Annotated in this window: 14 protein-coding genes; 3 read left to right on the top strand and 11 right to left on the bottom strand. The window is 40.7% G+C overall.

What is annotated here, in order from left to right; all coding sequences use genetic code 11:
* Positions 1-63: 63 nt before the first annotated feature.
* Entirely contained in the window at positions 64-777 is a 714-nt protein-coding gene (gene rsmG / locus N5909_RS02975; RefSeq protein WP_271630785.1) for a 16S rRNA (guanine(527)-N(7))-methyltransferase RsmG, read from the top strand.
* A 203-nt stretch (positions 778-980) separates the two neighbouring features.
* A complete protein-coding gene (locus N5909_RS02970) occupies positions 981-2,264 on the top strand; it encodes a uracil-xanthine permease family protein (protein WP_031237775.1) in 1,284 nt (427 codons plus the stop codon).
* 52 nt (positions 2,265-2,316) lie between these two features.
* Here N5909_RS02970 and N5909_RS02965 read toward each other — a convergent pair whose 3' ends face one another.
* The 10 genes from N5909_RS02965 to N5909_RS02920 all read right to left on the bottom strand — a co-directional run bounded on the left by N5909_RS02965 (position 2,317) and on the right by N5909_RS02920 (position 12,204).
* Entirely contained in the window at positions 2,317-3,075 is a 759-nt protein-coding gene (locus tag N5909_RS02965) for a CPBP family intramembrane glutamic endopeptidase (RefSeq protein ID WP_271630784.1), read from the bottom strand.
* A 152-nt stretch (positions 3,076-3,227) separates the two neighbouring features.
* The gene (locus tag N5909_RS02960) at positions 3,228-4,124 is read right to left on the bottom strand and encodes a DMT family transporter (protein WP_271630783.1); all 897 of its coding nucleotides are present in this window, start codon (positions 4,122-4,124) and stop codon (positions 3,228-3,230) included.
* An 8-nt stretch (positions 4,125-4,132) separates the two neighbouring features.
* Positions 4,133-5,068, bottom strand: a complete 936-nt coding sequence (locus N5909_RS02955) for a serine hydrolase domain-containing protein (protein WP_271630782.1) — start codon at positions 5,066-5,068, stop codon at positions 4,133-4,135.
* Positions 5,065-5,790: a CppA N-terminal domain-containing protein gene (locus N5909_RS02950; protein WP_271630781.1), complete on the bottom strand. Its 726-nt coding sequence runs from the start codon at positions 5,788-5,790 to the stop codon at positions 5,065-5,067. The genes N5909_RS02955 and N5909_RS02950 overlap by 4 nt, the downstream gene beginning before the upstream one ends.
* Before the next feature lie 123 nt (positions 5,791-5,913).
* Positions 5,914-6,783: an aquaglyceroporin Gla gene (gene gla, locus N5909_RS02945; RefSeq protein ID WP_125452235.1), complete on the bottom strand. Its 870-nt coding sequence runs from the start codon at positions 6,781-6,783 to the stop codon at positions 5,914-5,916.
* A gap of 155 nt (positions 6,784-6,938) precedes the next feature.
* Complete coding sequence (locus N5909_RS02940) at positions 6,939-8,105, bottom strand: ATP-grasp domain-containing protein (RefSeq protein WP_271630780.1); 1,167 nt, start codon at positions 8,103-8,105, stop codon at positions 6,939-6,941.
* 12 nt (positions 8,106-8,117) lie between these two features.
* Positions 8,118-8,858 (bottom strand): esterase family protein, encoded by a 741-nt coding sequence (locus tag N5909_RS02935; RefSeq protein WP_153199706.1) that lies wholly within the window; start codon positions 8,856-8,858, stop codon positions 8,118-8,120.
* 20 nt (positions 8,859-8,878) lie between these two features.
* Positions 8,879-9,703, bottom strand: a complete 825-nt coding sequence (locus tag N5909_RS02930) for an alpha/beta hydrolase (protein ID WP_271630779.1) — start codon at positions 9,701-9,703, stop codon at positions 8,879-8,881.
* A gap of 135 nt (positions 9,704-9,838) precedes the next feature.
* Positions 9,839-11,053, bottom strand: a complete 1,215-nt coding sequence (thiI, locus tag N5909_RS02925) for a tRNA uracil 4-sulfurtransferase ThiI (RefSeq protein ID WP_271630778.1) — start codon at positions 11,051-11,053, stop codon at positions 9,839-9,841.
* Between the two features lie 8 nt (positions 11,054-11,061).
* A complete protein-coding gene (locus tag N5909_RS02920) occupies positions 11,062-12,204 on the bottom strand; it encodes a cysteine desulfurase family protein (RefSeq protein ID WP_271630777.1) in 1,143 nt (380 codons plus the stop codon).
* A gap of 138 nt (positions 12,205-12,342) precedes the next feature.
* On the opposite strand from N5909_RS02920, the gene N5909_RS02915 reads away from it, so the two are divergent.
* Entirely contained in the window at positions 12,343-12,771 is a 429-nt protein-coding gene (locus N5909_RS02915; RefSeq protein ID WP_020902322.1) for a DUF6556 family protein, read from the top strand.
* Positions 12,772-12,815: 44 nt separating this feature from the next.
* Here the strand turns inward: N5909_RS02915 and N5909_RS02910 are convergent, their stop codons facing one another.
* Positions 12,816-15,119: a DNA translocase FtsK gene (locus N5909_RS02910; RefSeq protein WP_333908939.1), complete on the bottom strand. Its 2,304-nt coding sequence runs from the start codon at positions 15,117-15,119 to the stop codon at positions 12,816-12,818.
* Positions 15,120-15,463 lie beyond the last annotated feature (344 nt).

Raw genomic sequence — 15,463 nt, 5'->3', positions numbered from 1 at the left:
ACCAGTATATCAAATTTTTAATGATTGTGGTAAAATAAGATGATACTAAAGAAGGAAAAAACTATGAAACCAGAAACATTTTACAACTTGCTTGCCGAGCAAAATCTTTCACTTTCGGACCAGCAAAAAAAACAATTTGAACGTTATTTTGAGCTCTTGGTTGAATGGAATGAAAAGATTAATTTAACAGCCATTACGGACAAAGAAGAAGTTTATCTCAAACATTTTTACGATTCGATTGCACCTATTCTTCAAGGTTTGATTTCCAATGAGAATATCAAACTTCTTGATATCGGAGCCGGGGCAGGATTTCCAAGTCTGCCGATGAAAATTCTCTATCCTCAGTTAGATGTAACCATCATTGATTCACTCAATAAGCGCATCAACTTCCTCCAACTTTTGGCTCAAGAGCTGGATTTGGACAATGTTCATTTCTACCATGGACGTGCAGAAGACTTTGCACAAGACAAAAACTTCCGTGCTCAATATGATTTTGTAACAGCTCGTGCGGTTGCCCGCATGCAGGTTTTATCTGAATTGACAATTCCTTACCTCAAAGTTGGCGGGAAACTACTAGCACTCAAAGCCAGCAATGCCCCCGAGGAATTGTTAGAAGCCAAGAATGCCCTCAACCTCCTCTTCAGTAAGGTCGAAGACAATCTCAGCTACGCTCTACCTAATGGAAATCCGCGCTACATCACAGTGGTAGAAAAGAAAAAAGAAACACCAAATAAATTTCCACGTAAGGCTGGCATGCCCAATAAACGCCCGCTTTAAATTTTTACTAAAAAATGATTTACAAAGTTTACAATTTTTGCTATACTATCACAAGCAAAGGTTTTTAATGTCATCCCGTGAGGTGACGAAGACGCAGAAATACTTGAAACTCTTTAAAGTCTAGATTTTAGAGAAGTCTTACTCTGAGGGCCTATTGCTGTAAAATAATGGGCTCTTTTTTGATGCCCAAAAGTGAGGTTTATATGAAACAAGAATCAACTGTTGATTTGTTACTAGACGTTGACCAACGTCCTTCGGCTGGAAAAGGAATTCTCCTTAGCTTCCAACACGTTTTCGCCATGTTTGGTGCGACCATCTTGGTACCACTGATTTTGGGAATGCCTGTATCTGTTGCCCTTTTTGCTTCAGGTGTAGGAACACTCATCTATATGATTTCAACTGGTTTTAAAGTTCCCGTTTATCTAGGTTCTTCATTTGCCTTTATCACAGCTATGTCCCTAGCTATGAAAGAAATGGGTGGTGATGTATCTGCTGCTCAAACAGGGGTTATCTTGACTGGTTTAGTCTATGTCCTTGTGGCTGCAAGTGTTCGTTTTGCAGGTACAAAATGGATTGATAAACTCTTACCGCCAATAATCATCGGACCTATGATCATCGTTATCGGTCTTGGCCTTGCAGGTTCAGCTGTTACCAACGCTGGTCTTGTAGCGGATGGGAATTGGAAAAATGCTCTTGTAGCAGTTGTTACTTTCTTGATTGCTGCCTTTATCAATACAAAAGGAAAAGGCTTCTTACGAATCATTCCATTCCTCTTTGCCATTATCGGTGGTTACCTCTTCGCACTAACTCTTGGTTTGGTTGACTTTACACCAGTTCTTAAAGCTAACTGGTTTGAAATCCCTGGTTTCTACTTGCCATTTAGCACAGGTGGTGCCTTTAAAGAATACAATCTTTACTTTGGTCCAGAAACCATCGCTATCTTGCCAATCGCTATCGTAACAATTTCTGAACATATCGGAGACCATACTGTTTTGGGTCAAATCTGTGGTCGTCAATTCTTGAAAGAACCAGGTCTTCACCGTACTCTTCTTGGTGACGGTATCGCAACTTCTGTTTCTGCCTTCCTTGGTGGACCAGCCAATACAACTTACGGAGAAAATACAGGGGTTATTGGTATGACTCGTATCGCTTCTGTCTCAGTTATCCGTAACGCTGCCTTTATCGCGATTGCCCTTAGCTTCCTTGGTAAATTCACTGCCTTGATTTCAACTATTCCAAATGCTGTACTTGGTGGTATGTCAATCCTTCTCTATGGGGTTATCGCAAGCAACGGTTTGAAAGTTTTGATCAAAGAACGTGTTGATTTCGCTCAAATGCGTAACCTAATCATCGCAAGTGCTATGTTGGTCCTTGGACTTGGAGGAGCTATCCTTAAACTCGGTCCAGTTACCCTTTCAGGTACTGCCCTATCAGCCATGACAGGAATCATTTTGAACTTGATCTTACCATATGAAAACAAAGACTAAACGTCTTGAAACAAAAAGTCCGCTCAGACAACTGAGCGGACTTTTTTGATTCTTAAGTCCCCCAAGCAACCAATAGATAGATCAGGCTAGAACCAAACATATCTGCTAAAGCATGCATGAGAAAGAATGGAAGAAGATTTTTTATTTTATATTTGTATAAGAAATAATAGAATAAGCCATAAACTACACCGATTACCAAAGCCCATACTAATCCTTGATAGGTGTGGAAGGAAATACGAATAATCGTAGAATAAAGCAAAACCAACCACTTGTGTTTTTCCTTCACTGAAGTTAACAAACCTAGAAAGAAAAACTCTTCATAAAATCCATTAAGCAAGGCATAGGCAATCACTATCGGACTGAGAGCTAAAAACTTACCTATTATTTGCGTGAAATCTATATAGGCAAAAAGGTCTGGATTAAAGTAATTATATTTACCAGTGAGAGTTGTAACCAAGTCTCCAAACAGTCCCACTAAAGCAAATATAAATGGAACCCAAAAGATAGTGGACCAATTCCAGCGAATAGGAAGCTGTTTAAAATCATAATTTCGAATCAAAAGATAGAGTAAGGTCACAGTTAGTAATATAGCTTGCAGGGTAAAATTACTAAAATAAGCAGCACCTTCGCTTGCAGCCTGTCTAACTGTCCCTACTGTACTTGATACACCCGTTGGAAACGTATTTGCTAAAAATAGCTCGGTTGAACGAATTATAAACTGACCAAACATTATGATCGTAATAATCACAATGTCAAACCATCTCAAGTATTTTAGAGGTTTAGATGGATGTATTCTTTTAAAAATGTTCATATTTTCTCCAGGTATTCTATACTCATATAAATATTTTAAGAAAAAAGGCTTAAACTTTTATAAAATTTCATTAATTCATTTAGATTCAAAAGCTTTTATTAGCAAAAATAACCCCTCTTTAAGAGTGGTTATCATATACTTTCATTTTTTGTTTATTTCTCTAACAATAAATCTTTCAAAGAAATCAGGGTTACTGCAAATAAAATCATTGCCATGCCAAGAAAATCAATGGGATAAAATTGTTCATTCATGATCAGGAAAGCAAAGAAAACTGCAGAGATTGGCTCAATCGAAGCCAACAAACTTGACTTGACCGGTCCTATCAGACTGGCTCCTTTTAGAAAGGCTGTATAGGCAAAAACAGTCCCGATAAGAATAATGCCCGTAAATGCAAAGAGAAAATCAAGACTAGTTGGAATGGTAGCCTGTAGAACTCCTGTAAAAGGAAGGGCGACCAAACCAGCTATGACCATTCCCACACCAATGACCAAACTGCTCCCCCACTTCTTAATCAAGGATATGGGCAAAATGATATAAAGTGCGTAAGTCAGAGCAGAAAAGAGACCCCAGAACAGGCCTGCAGGTGTCATGGATAACTGGTCCAACTGCCCATGAGTTGCGATCAAGAAGGTCCCTCCAATGGCTAATATGATGGAAACAATCTCTCCCAGTGTCGGCGCCACCTTATCCTTGATACAGCTATAAATCAAAATCCCGACAGGACAAACATACTGAAGTACCGTCGCGGTTCCTGCATTGGTTTCCTGAATAGCAGTTAGATAGGCAAATTGATTGAGAAAAAGTCCAATCAAAGCAAAAATGAGAAGAGACAGCAAACTCTTTCTATCCTTTAAAAAGGCCAGCATTCTATCCTTTGCAGTAGCATAAGCCAAGACCATGAGAATCCCACCGGCGATTAAAAGTCGTAAGTTAGTTAAAACCAGAGACGAAATTCCATGTGCCATCAGGTATTGGCCACTCGTTCCTGACAAGCCCCAAGCAATGCCAGCTACAACTATTAATAAAGTCCCTTTTAAACTGTTTGACATGTCTCTCCTTACTCTTCTTTGCGAATCAAGTCCATTACTTGATTGCGGTCTACAATCCATTGAGCCCTCTCATCCTTTTCATAGGTCCGATTCGATAGGAAAATAGCCGCTTCTTGCTTCTGGCGATTCCACATGATAAAGGTACCTGTATAGCCCGTATGGTCTAGCCAATCTCCTTCCAAATTCCATGCCAAAGAACGTTCCTTGTCATCCAAAGGTGAAAAATTTTGACTCAAGTCTCTTGCAAAATCATCTGCTAAATAGTGTTGCAAAAAGATTTGTAAATCCTTTACAGTCGAAAATAAACCAGCACTACCTGCATGTCTGCCCAGGAGACGAGCCTTGGGATCATGTACCAAACCTGCCTCTACACCTCTGACTGTTGGAACAGCAAGCCCAACAGGTCCAAATTGGGTTTCCGTCATTCCCCAAGTTTTAAAAACTTGCTCCTGTAAAATCACATCCAAGTCCTGATCAAAGATTCTTTCCAAAATAAAGCCTAAAAATAAAAAATGGACATCCGAATAAAGAAAGGCTGGCTGATTGCGTCTCTTGAGATGAAACATCGCTTCCTTTAATTCTGAGGCTGTTAAACGATTACGATTGGTAATAAAAGGATCAAGATTTGTAGCATGGGTTAAGAGCTGGCGAATAGTGATATCTGGATAATCACTCTCAGCTAAAAAATCTGTCACAGGTCTGTCAATATCTAATTGACCTTTTTCCCACAAAAAGATAAAAACTGTCCCAACCCCAACAACCTTGCTGACACTGGCTAGGTCATAAAGCAGTCCTGTCTCAGTATCCAAGCCATGCTCTGGATCACTCTGGCCTAAATAGAACTCCGTCCATTGATTGTCCTTAAAATACGCAAAAGAGGCTCCGGGATAAATCCCTGCCTCGATTTGTTCTTCTATTTTTTTAATAATCTTGGTCCACTTCATACTTCTTCAAACCACAATTCAACATTATTTCGATCTTTAGCAAGGAAGAATTTTTCAGACTTAGGAATAAAATATTCGGTAGACTCAAACCTCTTGCGAAGACTTGCTATGTCTAATTCATTGACCAAGAACTTAAGCATAGATAAGTCCCAAGTAAGCGTATTGTCCACAGTCAAATCCTGCCCCTGAGCTGGGATAAAATCAAGTGATGCCCCCATTTCAGATGATTCCAAGAAACTTTCGATATCAGTTGGAAGATGTAATTCCATAGAAATCTCAAATTTACTCAAAGAAATTGATTCCAAATCTGATTGAAATGCAGGCTTTTCTTCTACTTCTACTAGACTGTCCCTGTCATCTTCCGCATGAATCAAAATCAAATCACCTTCTGGTGAAAAAACTTCAAATGCGTAGCCATTATTCCCCTTATACAATTGATGAATCGAATTTGTTTTAGATAAGAGTCCTTCAATTTCCAAAGGATTTTCTACCTTGACAATCAATCTAGCCAGCTTTTTTCTTCCCTCTACCTTACGAGTTCGCATACTTGGAGCTTCTTCTAAAACCAGCTTTTCTAGACCTGTTTGATCACCTAGTGATAGAAAGGCCGATTCTTCTAACAAGGCCTTCATGCCAAGGGTTTCAATATAAAATATTTCATTTAATTTTCTATTATTAACTTTTAAAGTAGGAATAATCCGTACAATTTGATTTACATTCATAAATTCCTCCAACTCTTTTATTTTAAAGGATTTTAGAATTTTTTACAAGATATTATGCTCAAATTTACCAATTTTCGTAAAAATTTCATCTAAAAAACCGAGGCTTTCCTCGGTTTCAATGTCTTATAGGTAAAGGAATTTGAAGATAGCTACTGCCGCAATTGCTGCTGCGATAGGTGCTACAACTGGTACCCAAGAGTACCACCATTTTGAATCACCTTTGTGCTCACCAAGAACTGATTTTGGAAGGAAAGCATGAAGGAGACGTGGTCCCAAGTCACGGGCTGGGTTCAAGGCAGGCCCTGTAGGTCCACCAAGTGATGTTACCAAGGCCATAACAAGGAATCCAAGTGCCAAGTGAGCAATTCCAAGACCAGAAGCTGTATGAGGTGCTGTTTGAGCTTTAATTGCTAAATCAGAGAAGTCAACTGTTTGGCCTGCTTGACTAGCCATTTGTTTCATGTATTGAAGAACCTCAGCACCAAAGAAGTTTTTAGTCAATCCAAGAGCTGCAAAGAACAGAACAAATGAACCGATAAACTCGTTTACAAAACCGTTAACAGTTGCTGCAAAGCGTGATTCTTTTGTACCTTGATCCAAACTTGAGATTGTTGAGAAAGTACCCAAGATATTGTTTGGATTTTCAGTTTTCAAGTAGTATGGGCGGTGTGTTGCCACAACCAAGGCTTGACCAAAGATAGCACCCAAAACTTGTGCAAGGATATAAGGTGCTACTTGTGCCCAAGGGAAGAGACCGCTGATTGCAAGTCCAAGAGTGAAGGCTGGGTTGATGTGGTTACCTGATACGTTACCAAACATCAAAGCTGGAATCATAACCCCCATACCGTAACCAACAGCAATAACGAGCCAGCCACTTTGGTGACCTTTCGTACCTTTAAGTTCAACGTTAGCAACTGCACCATTACCAAGAATGATCAAAATAGCAGTTCCCAAGAATTCAGTGGCATATTTAATAGCCCATGTAAAATCCATTTGATAGATTCTCCTTAAAATTTTTTAGACAATCCCTATTCTATCAATTTTTATATCTTTTAGCAACAGGTTTTCTAAAAGATTAACTGGGAAAACGCTTTTATTCAGAGGATTTAAAAAGACTTAACAAATAAAGCTTGTTAAGTCTTCATATCCTATTCTTGACGTTGCCCGAAATCTGCAATCATTTGCTCCATTTCTTGTCGACTCGGAGTTGTCAGCATATAAAGGTAATCTCCTTGAAGTTCCGCAAAGGCCGCTGGCATGATTTTTTTAACCTTGAACTGCTGGCTATATTTAGCAAGCAAGTCCTCCTCAGAATAGACATAGTGAGCATTTGCACGACGTGATGTAGCCAAACAATACTGAGGTTCAAAGTCTGTTACTGGGAACTCTTCTCCTGCGACTATAGCTGCATAACCACGATAGAGGTCCAAGGAATGAGCAAAGTTATAAACATCAATTGTAAAACCACCTGCAGGACGGTTATTATACTCAATGGCAATGTAGTCGTCCCCTTCACGGAAGAACTCGATATGGAAGAAACGTTCTTTCATACCAAATTCTTTGACAATTGCCTCACCATATTTACGTAATTTTGGATCCATATCCTTAAGAACATAGTAGGAATTGTCCATCTTGTAAATCATGAGATCCAGCGGTGTATAGGCGTAGTCAAAAGTTGTTGAAAAGACAATCTTACCATCCTTGTCTACGAGCCCGTCAAAGGTACAGATTTCACTTGAAGTGACAAATTTTTCAAAGAAATAAACGGTCGAATGGTCCCATTCTTGCTTGAAGTGATTGATATCGTCTTCTGTTTCAAGCTTAAAGGTCGCGGCTGCTCCCACTCCATTGTCAGGTTTTGCAATCATTGGAAGGCCGATTTCATTCACAGCTTGATCCACATCTGCTTCAGTCTTGATAACAGCTCCAGGTACCACAGGGACACCTGCTTTTTTGAAAAGTTTCTTCATTTCAGACTTAAATTTCGTCTTTTTGAGATCCTCTGGTTTGGCACCAAAGACATTGAATTGTTCTCTGAGTGTTGCATCCAGCTCAAGCCAGTATTCATTATGAGACTCAATGCGGTCAATTGGGCCATGTTTATAAAAGAGAAAAGCAACTGCACGTTTGACTTCATCTATATTTTCAAGATTGTCAACACGGAAATACTCGGTTAGGCTATTGCGTAAAGGTTCATCCAATTGCTCGTATGGTTCTTGACCGATTCCCAAGACTGTGATGCCTTTATTAGCTAGCTCAATTGTAAACTGTTGAAAATTTTGCGGATAGTAGGGAGAAATAACAAGGTAATTCATAGATAACTCCTTTTATAAATAGAGATTTCCAAGGAAATAAGGCATTTGTTTGCGCCACCATTCCCAGTCATGGGCGACATCGTGTCCCCATTCAGCAAACCAGGCTGGAATTTGTTTCTGGTCAAAGGCTTCTTTGAGCTTGTAGAAAGATGGTAGACCATCTTGTTCCCAGGCACCAAGACCCGTACACAGCACAATCTCTGCCTGACGATAACGATCAATAAACCAGCCGTCGTTCTGGTTCCAGATATAATCTACTGGCGAGTTTTGGTAAATAGCATCGTCATTGTAGTAATCGCCGACAAAGAAACGTGCGTCGTAAACACCACTAAGAGCTATCACCTTGGTAAAGACATCTGGATGCTGAAGGAAGAAATTGAGTGCATGGTAGGCGCCCATGGAGCAACCTGTCGTCATCATACCATCAAACCAACCTGTCTTGTGCTTGATAAAAGGAATGGCCTCCTCAATCACATAGCGTTCATAGGCACGGTGCATCTCTGCTTGGTCGTGACCATTTTTCCAAGTGGCCAACCAGCTCTCACTGTCTACACTGGATAGGGTAAAGAACTGGACACGGCCTTCCTCGATAAAGGAAGCACAGGCATCAATCATGCCAAAATCATAGTATTCGTTGTGACTGCCACCTGATGAAGCAAAAACCACAACTGGAATCCCAGCATGTCCATAACGATTAAGGTACATTTCACGGTTGAGGTGACCACTCCAGTGGCTAAGGTTTTCAATATGCATTGGCTTTCTCCTTTCCTAACTTACCATTTCTCTGCAAAAAATCTCAGACAGTCTGGTAAATTTTCCGACCAAGGGATTTCACTATGAATAGCACCAGACTGAACTTTTAAGACAAGATTATCCAAGACTACTCCACCTGCAATCAAATCATGGTAATAGCGAAGCGATGAGTCGATATAGGCTTGTTTGATATTGCCAGCCATCAAGGTCTTGTCTGTGTCATCTGCTTCTTCTGTTCCTACATAGATGAAGATGCGCTGGTCAGGCGACAGTTTTTGGCGCTCGATATAACGGTTAAATGCTTCTTGGTGGAGCCAGTTTGCAGATGAAAAGACGCCTAGGCAACCGATTTGGTCTTGGTATTCCAAACCGATAAATTGGGTAATATTGCCTCCTAGTGAGGAACCAATCATAGCCGTATGCTGGCGGTCAGCTTTGGTACGGTAAGTCTCATCGATAAAAGGTTTGACCACATCCATGACAAACTCGGCATACTCCACACCTTTACCACCAAACTGCTGCCCCGGAATAGGAGATTCTTGGAACTTCCAAGCCGCATACTCATTCATCCTCCCCATACCATCATTGTCAATGGCAACTACAATCATGCGACTAATATCAGGATTTCGTTTAATAGCTGGAATAATCTTCCATGAGTGACCAATGAAAGACTCTTTGCTATAAAAAACATTTTGCCCATCATGAAAGTAAACAACAGGATAGGAACAATCCGTGTCTTTCTCATAATCTTTAGGCAGAAGAACACGTACACGGCGTTCCTTACCTGTATAAGGAACCTTGAGTTTGTGTTCTTTCATTTTTAAATAAAAGTAGTATTGATTCATTGTCAGAAAACTCTCTATATTCAAAATTTTATCTTATTATACCACAAAAATAGAAAAAAAGTCAGTAATTGTCCATTTTAAGGATAAATAACTAACTTTTTCATTTATTTTTCTGAATTCTTCTGGATTTTCTGATTAGAGGAGATTGTCAATCAGGTTATCAACTTCATCTTTTTTAGCTTGAGGCGTGATTTCAGTAATCATGATTCCAACCACTGCTCGCTCAACTAAACCTTCAACATCCATGCGAGCTTCGTATTGCTCCGCATTCTTAATCTTAGGATTTGTTTTTGGACGATCTGGTGCAAAAATCGTACAACAGTCTTCAAATGGCTGGATTGAAATGTCAAAGGTATCGATTTTCTGGGCGATGTCAATGATTTCTAACTTATCCATAGTCACCACAGGACGAATGACTGGAGTACTGGTTACAGCGTTGATAGTCTGCATGCTTTCCAAGGTCTGGCTAGCTACTTGACCAAGACTTTCCCCATTGATGATAACCAAACCATTTCGTACCTCGCGAATACGATCGGTAATCCGCATCATAAAACGGCGTGTCAAGGTCATGAGGTAAGCTTCTGGCGCTTTAGCCTTAATTTCCTCTTGAATCTCTGTGAAAGGCACTTCGATAAACTGGATATTTCCCCCGAACTTGGTTAATTTGCGGGTCAAATCTTGCGCTTTTTTAAGAGCCCCTGGACTAGTATATGGTGGGCTAGCAAAGTGAACCGCCTCAATATCCACTCCACGTTTCAAAGCAAGATAACCTGCTACAGGTGAGTCAATCCCTCCTGACAACATAAGCATCCCTTTACCTGAAGTTCCAACTGGCAAACCACCAGCCCCACGAATGGTTTCATAAGAAAGATAGGCTGCTTCTTCACGGATCTCCACCTGAAGATTGATGTCAGGACTTTTCATTTGAGCTTGCACATTTGGAATAGCTTCGAATACAGCCCTTCCAAGTGTTTGGTTGAGTTCACGACTATCCAATTCAAAGTTGTGATCGCTACGCTTGCTAGAGATTTTGAAAGTCATGCCTTCCTTATATATATCTTTCATAATCTCTTGGACAGCAGACTTCAGAACTTCTACAGATTTTTCGACCTTGTATACAGGGGAAAAATTTTGAATTCCAAAGACTTGCTTAAGCGATTCTGCTACTGCTGTGTAATCTGCTCCATTGAGGTAAGCATGGGCACGGTCGCGATCAGCGGTTACTTTTACCTGGGGATAGATAGACAAAACGTCTGAAATATTATTGCGAAGTTTATTGATGAAACGCATACGGTTTTTACCCTTGGTTGACAGCTCACCGTAGCGAATCATAATTTCTGAATATTGCATGAATGCTCCTATCTTACTTTTCTAGTTTGATTGTAAATTAATTTTAACTTGGTCAAAAACTGCTCGACCTGACTCATATCATTTTCAAGGTCTAGGCTTAAACGCACAGCTGACTGGGCCTTATCCTTGTCCACTCCCATGGCAATCAAGGTACCTGCAGGTTTTCCAGCCTTGGACGAACAAGCAGAAGTCGTAGAAATAAAAATATCATAGTCTTCAAAGGCATGAACGATAACTTCTCCACGAACACCCTTGATTCCAAAAGTCAGGATATGAGGGGCAAAGTCTTCCTCATCTGAGAAGATAAAAATATCTGGATAGTCCAGAAGGGCTTGACGAATCACTGCCTTCATCTGGCCAGTCTTACTAGTAAAGATATCTAGCTTTTCCATAGACAAACGGAGAGCCTTGGCTGTCGCTGCAATCCCTGCCACATTTTCAGTAGTCGACCGATAATCACGCTCCTGACCACCACCTGTTAAAAGAGGCGAAATCTTCTTGCCAGACTTGATATAAACAAATCCAACACCTCGAACTCCGTGAAACTTGTGGCTAGAGAAAGTTGCAAAATCCACTCGTTCTGTCAAATATTTTTCAGTCGTAATCTTGGCAAGTGCCTGAACCGCATCAACATGGAAGGAAATAGTCGGCTTGTCTGCCAACAGTTCTGAAATAGCCTCAATGGGCTGAACAGAGCCGATTTCATTATTCACAGCCATGATGGAAACGAGGGTCGTATCAGGTCGTATCAAAGCTGCTAGAGCCTCAACATCCACAAATCCTTTCTCATCAACTGGAGCAAAATCCACTTCAAACCCTTGACTTTTCAACCAGAGAGCTGACTCTTTGACTGCCGGATGTTCAATGGCTGATACGATGATGTGCTTGCCAAACTGAGCCTTTTCAAAGGCCACACCCTTGATGACCCAGTTATCTCCTTCTGTCCCACCAGAAGTAAAGAAGATTTCATCGCTTTTCTTACCGATTAAATCTGCAATCTGTTGGCGAGAAGCATCTAAGATTCGTGTTGCCTGGTCTCCCAAACGATGGAGACTAGATGGATTTCCTAAAATTTTTGAAGCGACCTGCATATAAGTTTCAAGGGCTTCAGGATAAGGCTTGGTCGTCGCCGAATTATCAAAGTAAATCATGTTTTCTCACGCTTTCTAAAATCACTCCTTCTATTGTATCATGAAACAGAGCTTGCGACAAGAAAGGGCAATTCCTCTTTTTTTAAGATTTTTTTAAAGAAATGAGGTATAATAAATTTTAATTAAAGGAGAGAATGCATGTCTAATTATCGTAGAACTTCAAAACCAAAAACAGAGCACATCAAAAAAGGCTTTACGGTCTTTCAAAAAACCATTGCTACTATCGGTAGTATCCTTGGCTTGATTACCGCAAGTATCACTATCATGAACGCCTTGGATAATAACAAAAATACTAAAAAAGAACCTACGACAAGCCAGACGACAACAATTGTCAAAGAAATTCAAAAGGAATCCCCTCAGGAAAACACTAGTCCCAATAAGGAAAACAACACTTCTCAAGAAAAAACACAGCAAGAAGAAACGCCAAAATCCAGCGTCAAAGAAGAGAAAAAAGAAGAGCAGAAAACATCAACTCAAGACTCTACTACACCTGCTCCAAGTAAACCTACCACTGAAAATGAAAAACAGTCTAATACTCCAACTTCAGAAAATAAAACTAATCAATAGCCAGTAAAATAGCTTCCTTCCAAATTTGGAAAGAAGCTATTTTTTTATTGTTGCAATACTTTTCTTGGTTTAGTTCCTTCAGCTGGACCAATGACACCTGCCATCTCAAGTTCTTCCATAAGGCGGGTCGCACGGTTAAATCCAACAGACAAACGACGCTGAATCATGGATGCGCTGGCTTTCTGAGTTTCGATTACCAAAGCCTTGGCTTCTTCAAAAAGCGGATCTCCACCAGAATCACCATCTGAAAATTCTCCTTCATTTTCAGAAACCTCACCTGGATCAAAACTCTCATCGTAGTCCGCATCAGCCTGAGCCTTGATGAAGTTTACGATGCGCTCGACATCATCATCCGAGATAAAGGAGCCTTGGAGACGAACTGGATGATTTTCATCAATTGGTTTAAAAAGCATATCTCCACGTCCAAGCAGTTTTTCCGCTCCATTTTCATCCAAAATCGTACGGGAATCTGTTCCTGATGAAACTGCGAAAGCGACACGAGAAGGAACATTGGCCTTGATCAGACCAGAAATGACATCAACGGATGGGCGCTGGGTTGCAAGAATCATGTGGATACCTGCAGCACGCGCCTTCTGTCCGAGACGAATGATAGCATCTTCCACTTCCTTGCTGGCCACCATCATGAGGTCAGCCAACTCATCCACAATCACGACAATGAGCGGTAGCGGAACCTGCTTGTACTCAGACTGGGCATTGAACTCTTCTACCTTGGCATTAAAACCTGCAATATTCCGAACTCCCACCTTGGCAAAGAGTTCATAACGATTTTCCATTTCATCCACGACCTTTTGCAGAGCCTTGCTGGCCTTGCGTGGATTGGTCACAACTGGAATCAAGAGATGAGGAATGTCATTGTAAACAGACAACTCAACCATCTTGGGATCGACCATCATAAATTTAACTTGGTCTGGTCTTGCCTTCATGAGAATGCTAGCTATAATGCCGTTAACAGCTACTGACTTCCCTGAACCCGTTGAACCTGCGACTAGCAAGTGGGGCATTTTAGAAAGGTCAAAAGCTCTTGCGGTGCCATTAACCGCCTTTCCTAAAGGAATTTCCAAGAGATTTTCTGCTTTTGTTTGAGATTGTTCCCATAGTTCGCGGAAAGATACAGTCGCAATCTCAGAGTTAGGAACTTCAATTCCAACGAGAGATTTCCCTGGGATAGGTGCCTCGATTCGGACATCCTTGGCCGCCAAGGCTAGAGCGAGGTCGTCTGCCAGATTGGAAATGCGGTTGACCCTTACACCCACTGCTGGCTTGACTTCATACTTGGTCACTGATGGCCCAATTTCGGCCCGTTCAACTGTTACCTTGATACCGAAGCTAGCAAAGGTTTCTTCTAGGATTTTGATGTTTTCTCGAACGATTTTCTTTTCTTTAGACTGGTCCTTGGGTTTATCAGGTGCAAAGAGTTGTAAGCTTGGAAGTTTGTACTCAAGAGCCTCCTTGGCTGAAAAATCGACCTGAACATCTTCATCATCAGAGCCATCTTCCTGTTCAGCGAATTCAAGTTCAACTTGAGGCAAGATGATTTCTGGTTCTACCCACTCTTCATCTGGAAAAGGTGGAACGTCAAGTACAACATCTTCTGTCAAAATTTCACCTGTTTCCATATCAACAGGAGGCAAATCGAGCAAGGCTTTCTCAGCTGCTTCTTTTTCTAATCTAGCTTCTTCCTCAGCTTTTTGACGAGCTTTTTCTTCTTGTTTGACAAAGCGTTCCTCTTTTCGACGCTCATGCCCTTCCCGCCATTTGGCAAAGCCTCTACTGAAGAATTCAGCAATATCGTAAACAGACCAAGGACTGACTAGGAGGGCTCCAGCTAAAATCAAGATAAAACCAATAAAGTAAGTGCCGACATTTGAAAAGAGAAAGGCAATTGGCATATAAAGAGCGACCCCAATCAAGCCTCCTCCAGCAAAACTGGTCGTTCGAAAACCAGTCAAATCCGTCACAACCTGAGCCATGGTCCCTTTTAATACCGACTTGTCCAAACCATATTTCCAAACTAAGTAGGCCTCAAAAATCAAGAGTAAACCTGCAAATATGGTGAAAAAGCCAGATAGGAGCCCTTCCTGTTTTCGGATCCACTTGAAAAAGAAGAGGTAGAGCAGGATACCCAATATTGCCAGATAAGCTAGGCTACCCACCAGCAAGCGTATTAAATTGTAAAGGGTGATACCTGCAGCTCCTAATTTGAAGGCTGCGAAAATCAATAAAAGCGCGATTCCCAACGAAATCAACATTCGTTGAATCGCTTCTTTTCTTTCGAGTTCTGCTTTAGACGGTCTCCGTCTTGTTTTACTTGTATTCTTGTTTGCCATTCTTCTATTATACCATATTTCACAGGCATTTCGGAAAAGGTCAATATTCTCCTTGGATAGTTCAGTATTAAGAGATTCAAATAAAATTTTCTTATCCATAGTTTCCCTCTCTAAGCAATTTCAGAACATCTTTTTAATAGCCTTTATGATTCAGATGACTGTTCATCAAAAAAAGAAGATATGCAAAATTTTGAAATTTTGATATAATAGAACTATCAAAAAGTAAAGGAATGATTGGTATGAACGCAATCACAGCTCACAGCTCACAGCTCACAGCTCACAGCTCACAGCTCACAGCTCACAGCTCACAGCTCACAGCTCACAGCTCACAGCTCACAGCTCAC

This window comes from Streptococcus gwangjuensis, assembly GCF_028156745.1.
In the GTDB taxonomy this organism is placed as follows: Bacteria; Bacillota; Bacilli; order Lactobacillales; family Streptococcaceae; genus Streptococcus; species Streptococcus gwangjuense_A.
The sequence above is the reverse complement of the archived record's forward strand: the minus strand, read 5'-3'. Positions and strand labels throughout refer to the sequence as shown.

Excerpts from the sequence above, each read along its gene's own strand:
- rsmG (WP_271630785.1), top strand. The coding sequence starts at position 64 with ATGAAACCAGAAACATTTTACAACTTGCTTGCCGAGCAAAATCTTTCA.
- N5909_RS02970 (WP_031237775.1), top strand. The coding sequence starts at position 981 with ATGAAACAAGAATCAACTGTTGATTTGTTACTAGACGTTGACCAACGT.
- N5909_RS02965 (WP_271630784.1), bottom strand. The coding sequence starts at position 3,075 with ATGAACATTTTTAAAAGAATACATCCATCTAAACCTCTAAAATACTTG.
- N5909_RS02960 (WP_271630783.1), bottom strand. The coding sequence starts at position 4,124 with ATGTCAAACAGTTTAAAAGGGACTTTATTAATAGTTGTAGCTGGCATT.
- N5909_RS02955 (WP_271630782.1), bottom strand. The coding sequence starts at position 5,068 with ATGAAGTGGACCAAGATTATTAAAAAAATAGAAGAACAAATCGAGGCA.
- N5909_RS02950 (WP_271630781.1), bottom strand. The coding sequence starts at position 5,790 with ATGAATGTAAATCAAATTGTACGGATTATTCCTACTTTAAAAGTTAAT.
- gla (WP_125452235.1), bottom strand. The coding sequence starts at position 6,783 with ATGGATTTTACATGGGCTATTAAATATGCCACTGAATTCTTGGGAACT.
- N5909_RS02940 (WP_271630780.1), bottom strand. The coding sequence starts at position 8,105 with ATGAATTACCTTGTTATTTCTCCCTACTATCCGCAAAATTTTCAACAG.
- N5909_RS02935 (WP_153199706.1), bottom strand. The coding sequence starts at position 8,858 with ATGCATATTGAAAACCTTAGCCACTGGAGTGGTCACCTCAACCGTGAA.
- N5909_RS02930 (WP_271630779.1), bottom strand. The coding sequence starts at position 9,703 with ATGAATCAATACTACTTTTATTTAAAAATGAAAGAACACAAACTCAAG.
- thiI (WP_271630778.1), bottom strand. The coding sequence starts at position 11,053 with ATGCAATATTCAGAAATTATGATTCGCTACGGTGAGCTGTCAACCAAG.
- N5909_RS02920 (WP_271630777.1), bottom strand. The coding sequence starts at position 12,204 with ATGATTTACTTTGATAATTCGGCGACGACCAAGCCTTATCCTGAAGCC.
- N5909_RS02915 (WP_020902322.1), top strand. The coding sequence starts at position 12,343 with ATGTCTAATTATCGTAGAACTTCAAAACCAAAAACAGAGCACATCAAA.
- N5909_RS02910 (WP_333908939.1), bottom strand. The coding sequence starts at position 15,119 with ATGGCAAACAAGAATACAAGTAAAACAAGACGGAGACCGTCTAAAGCA.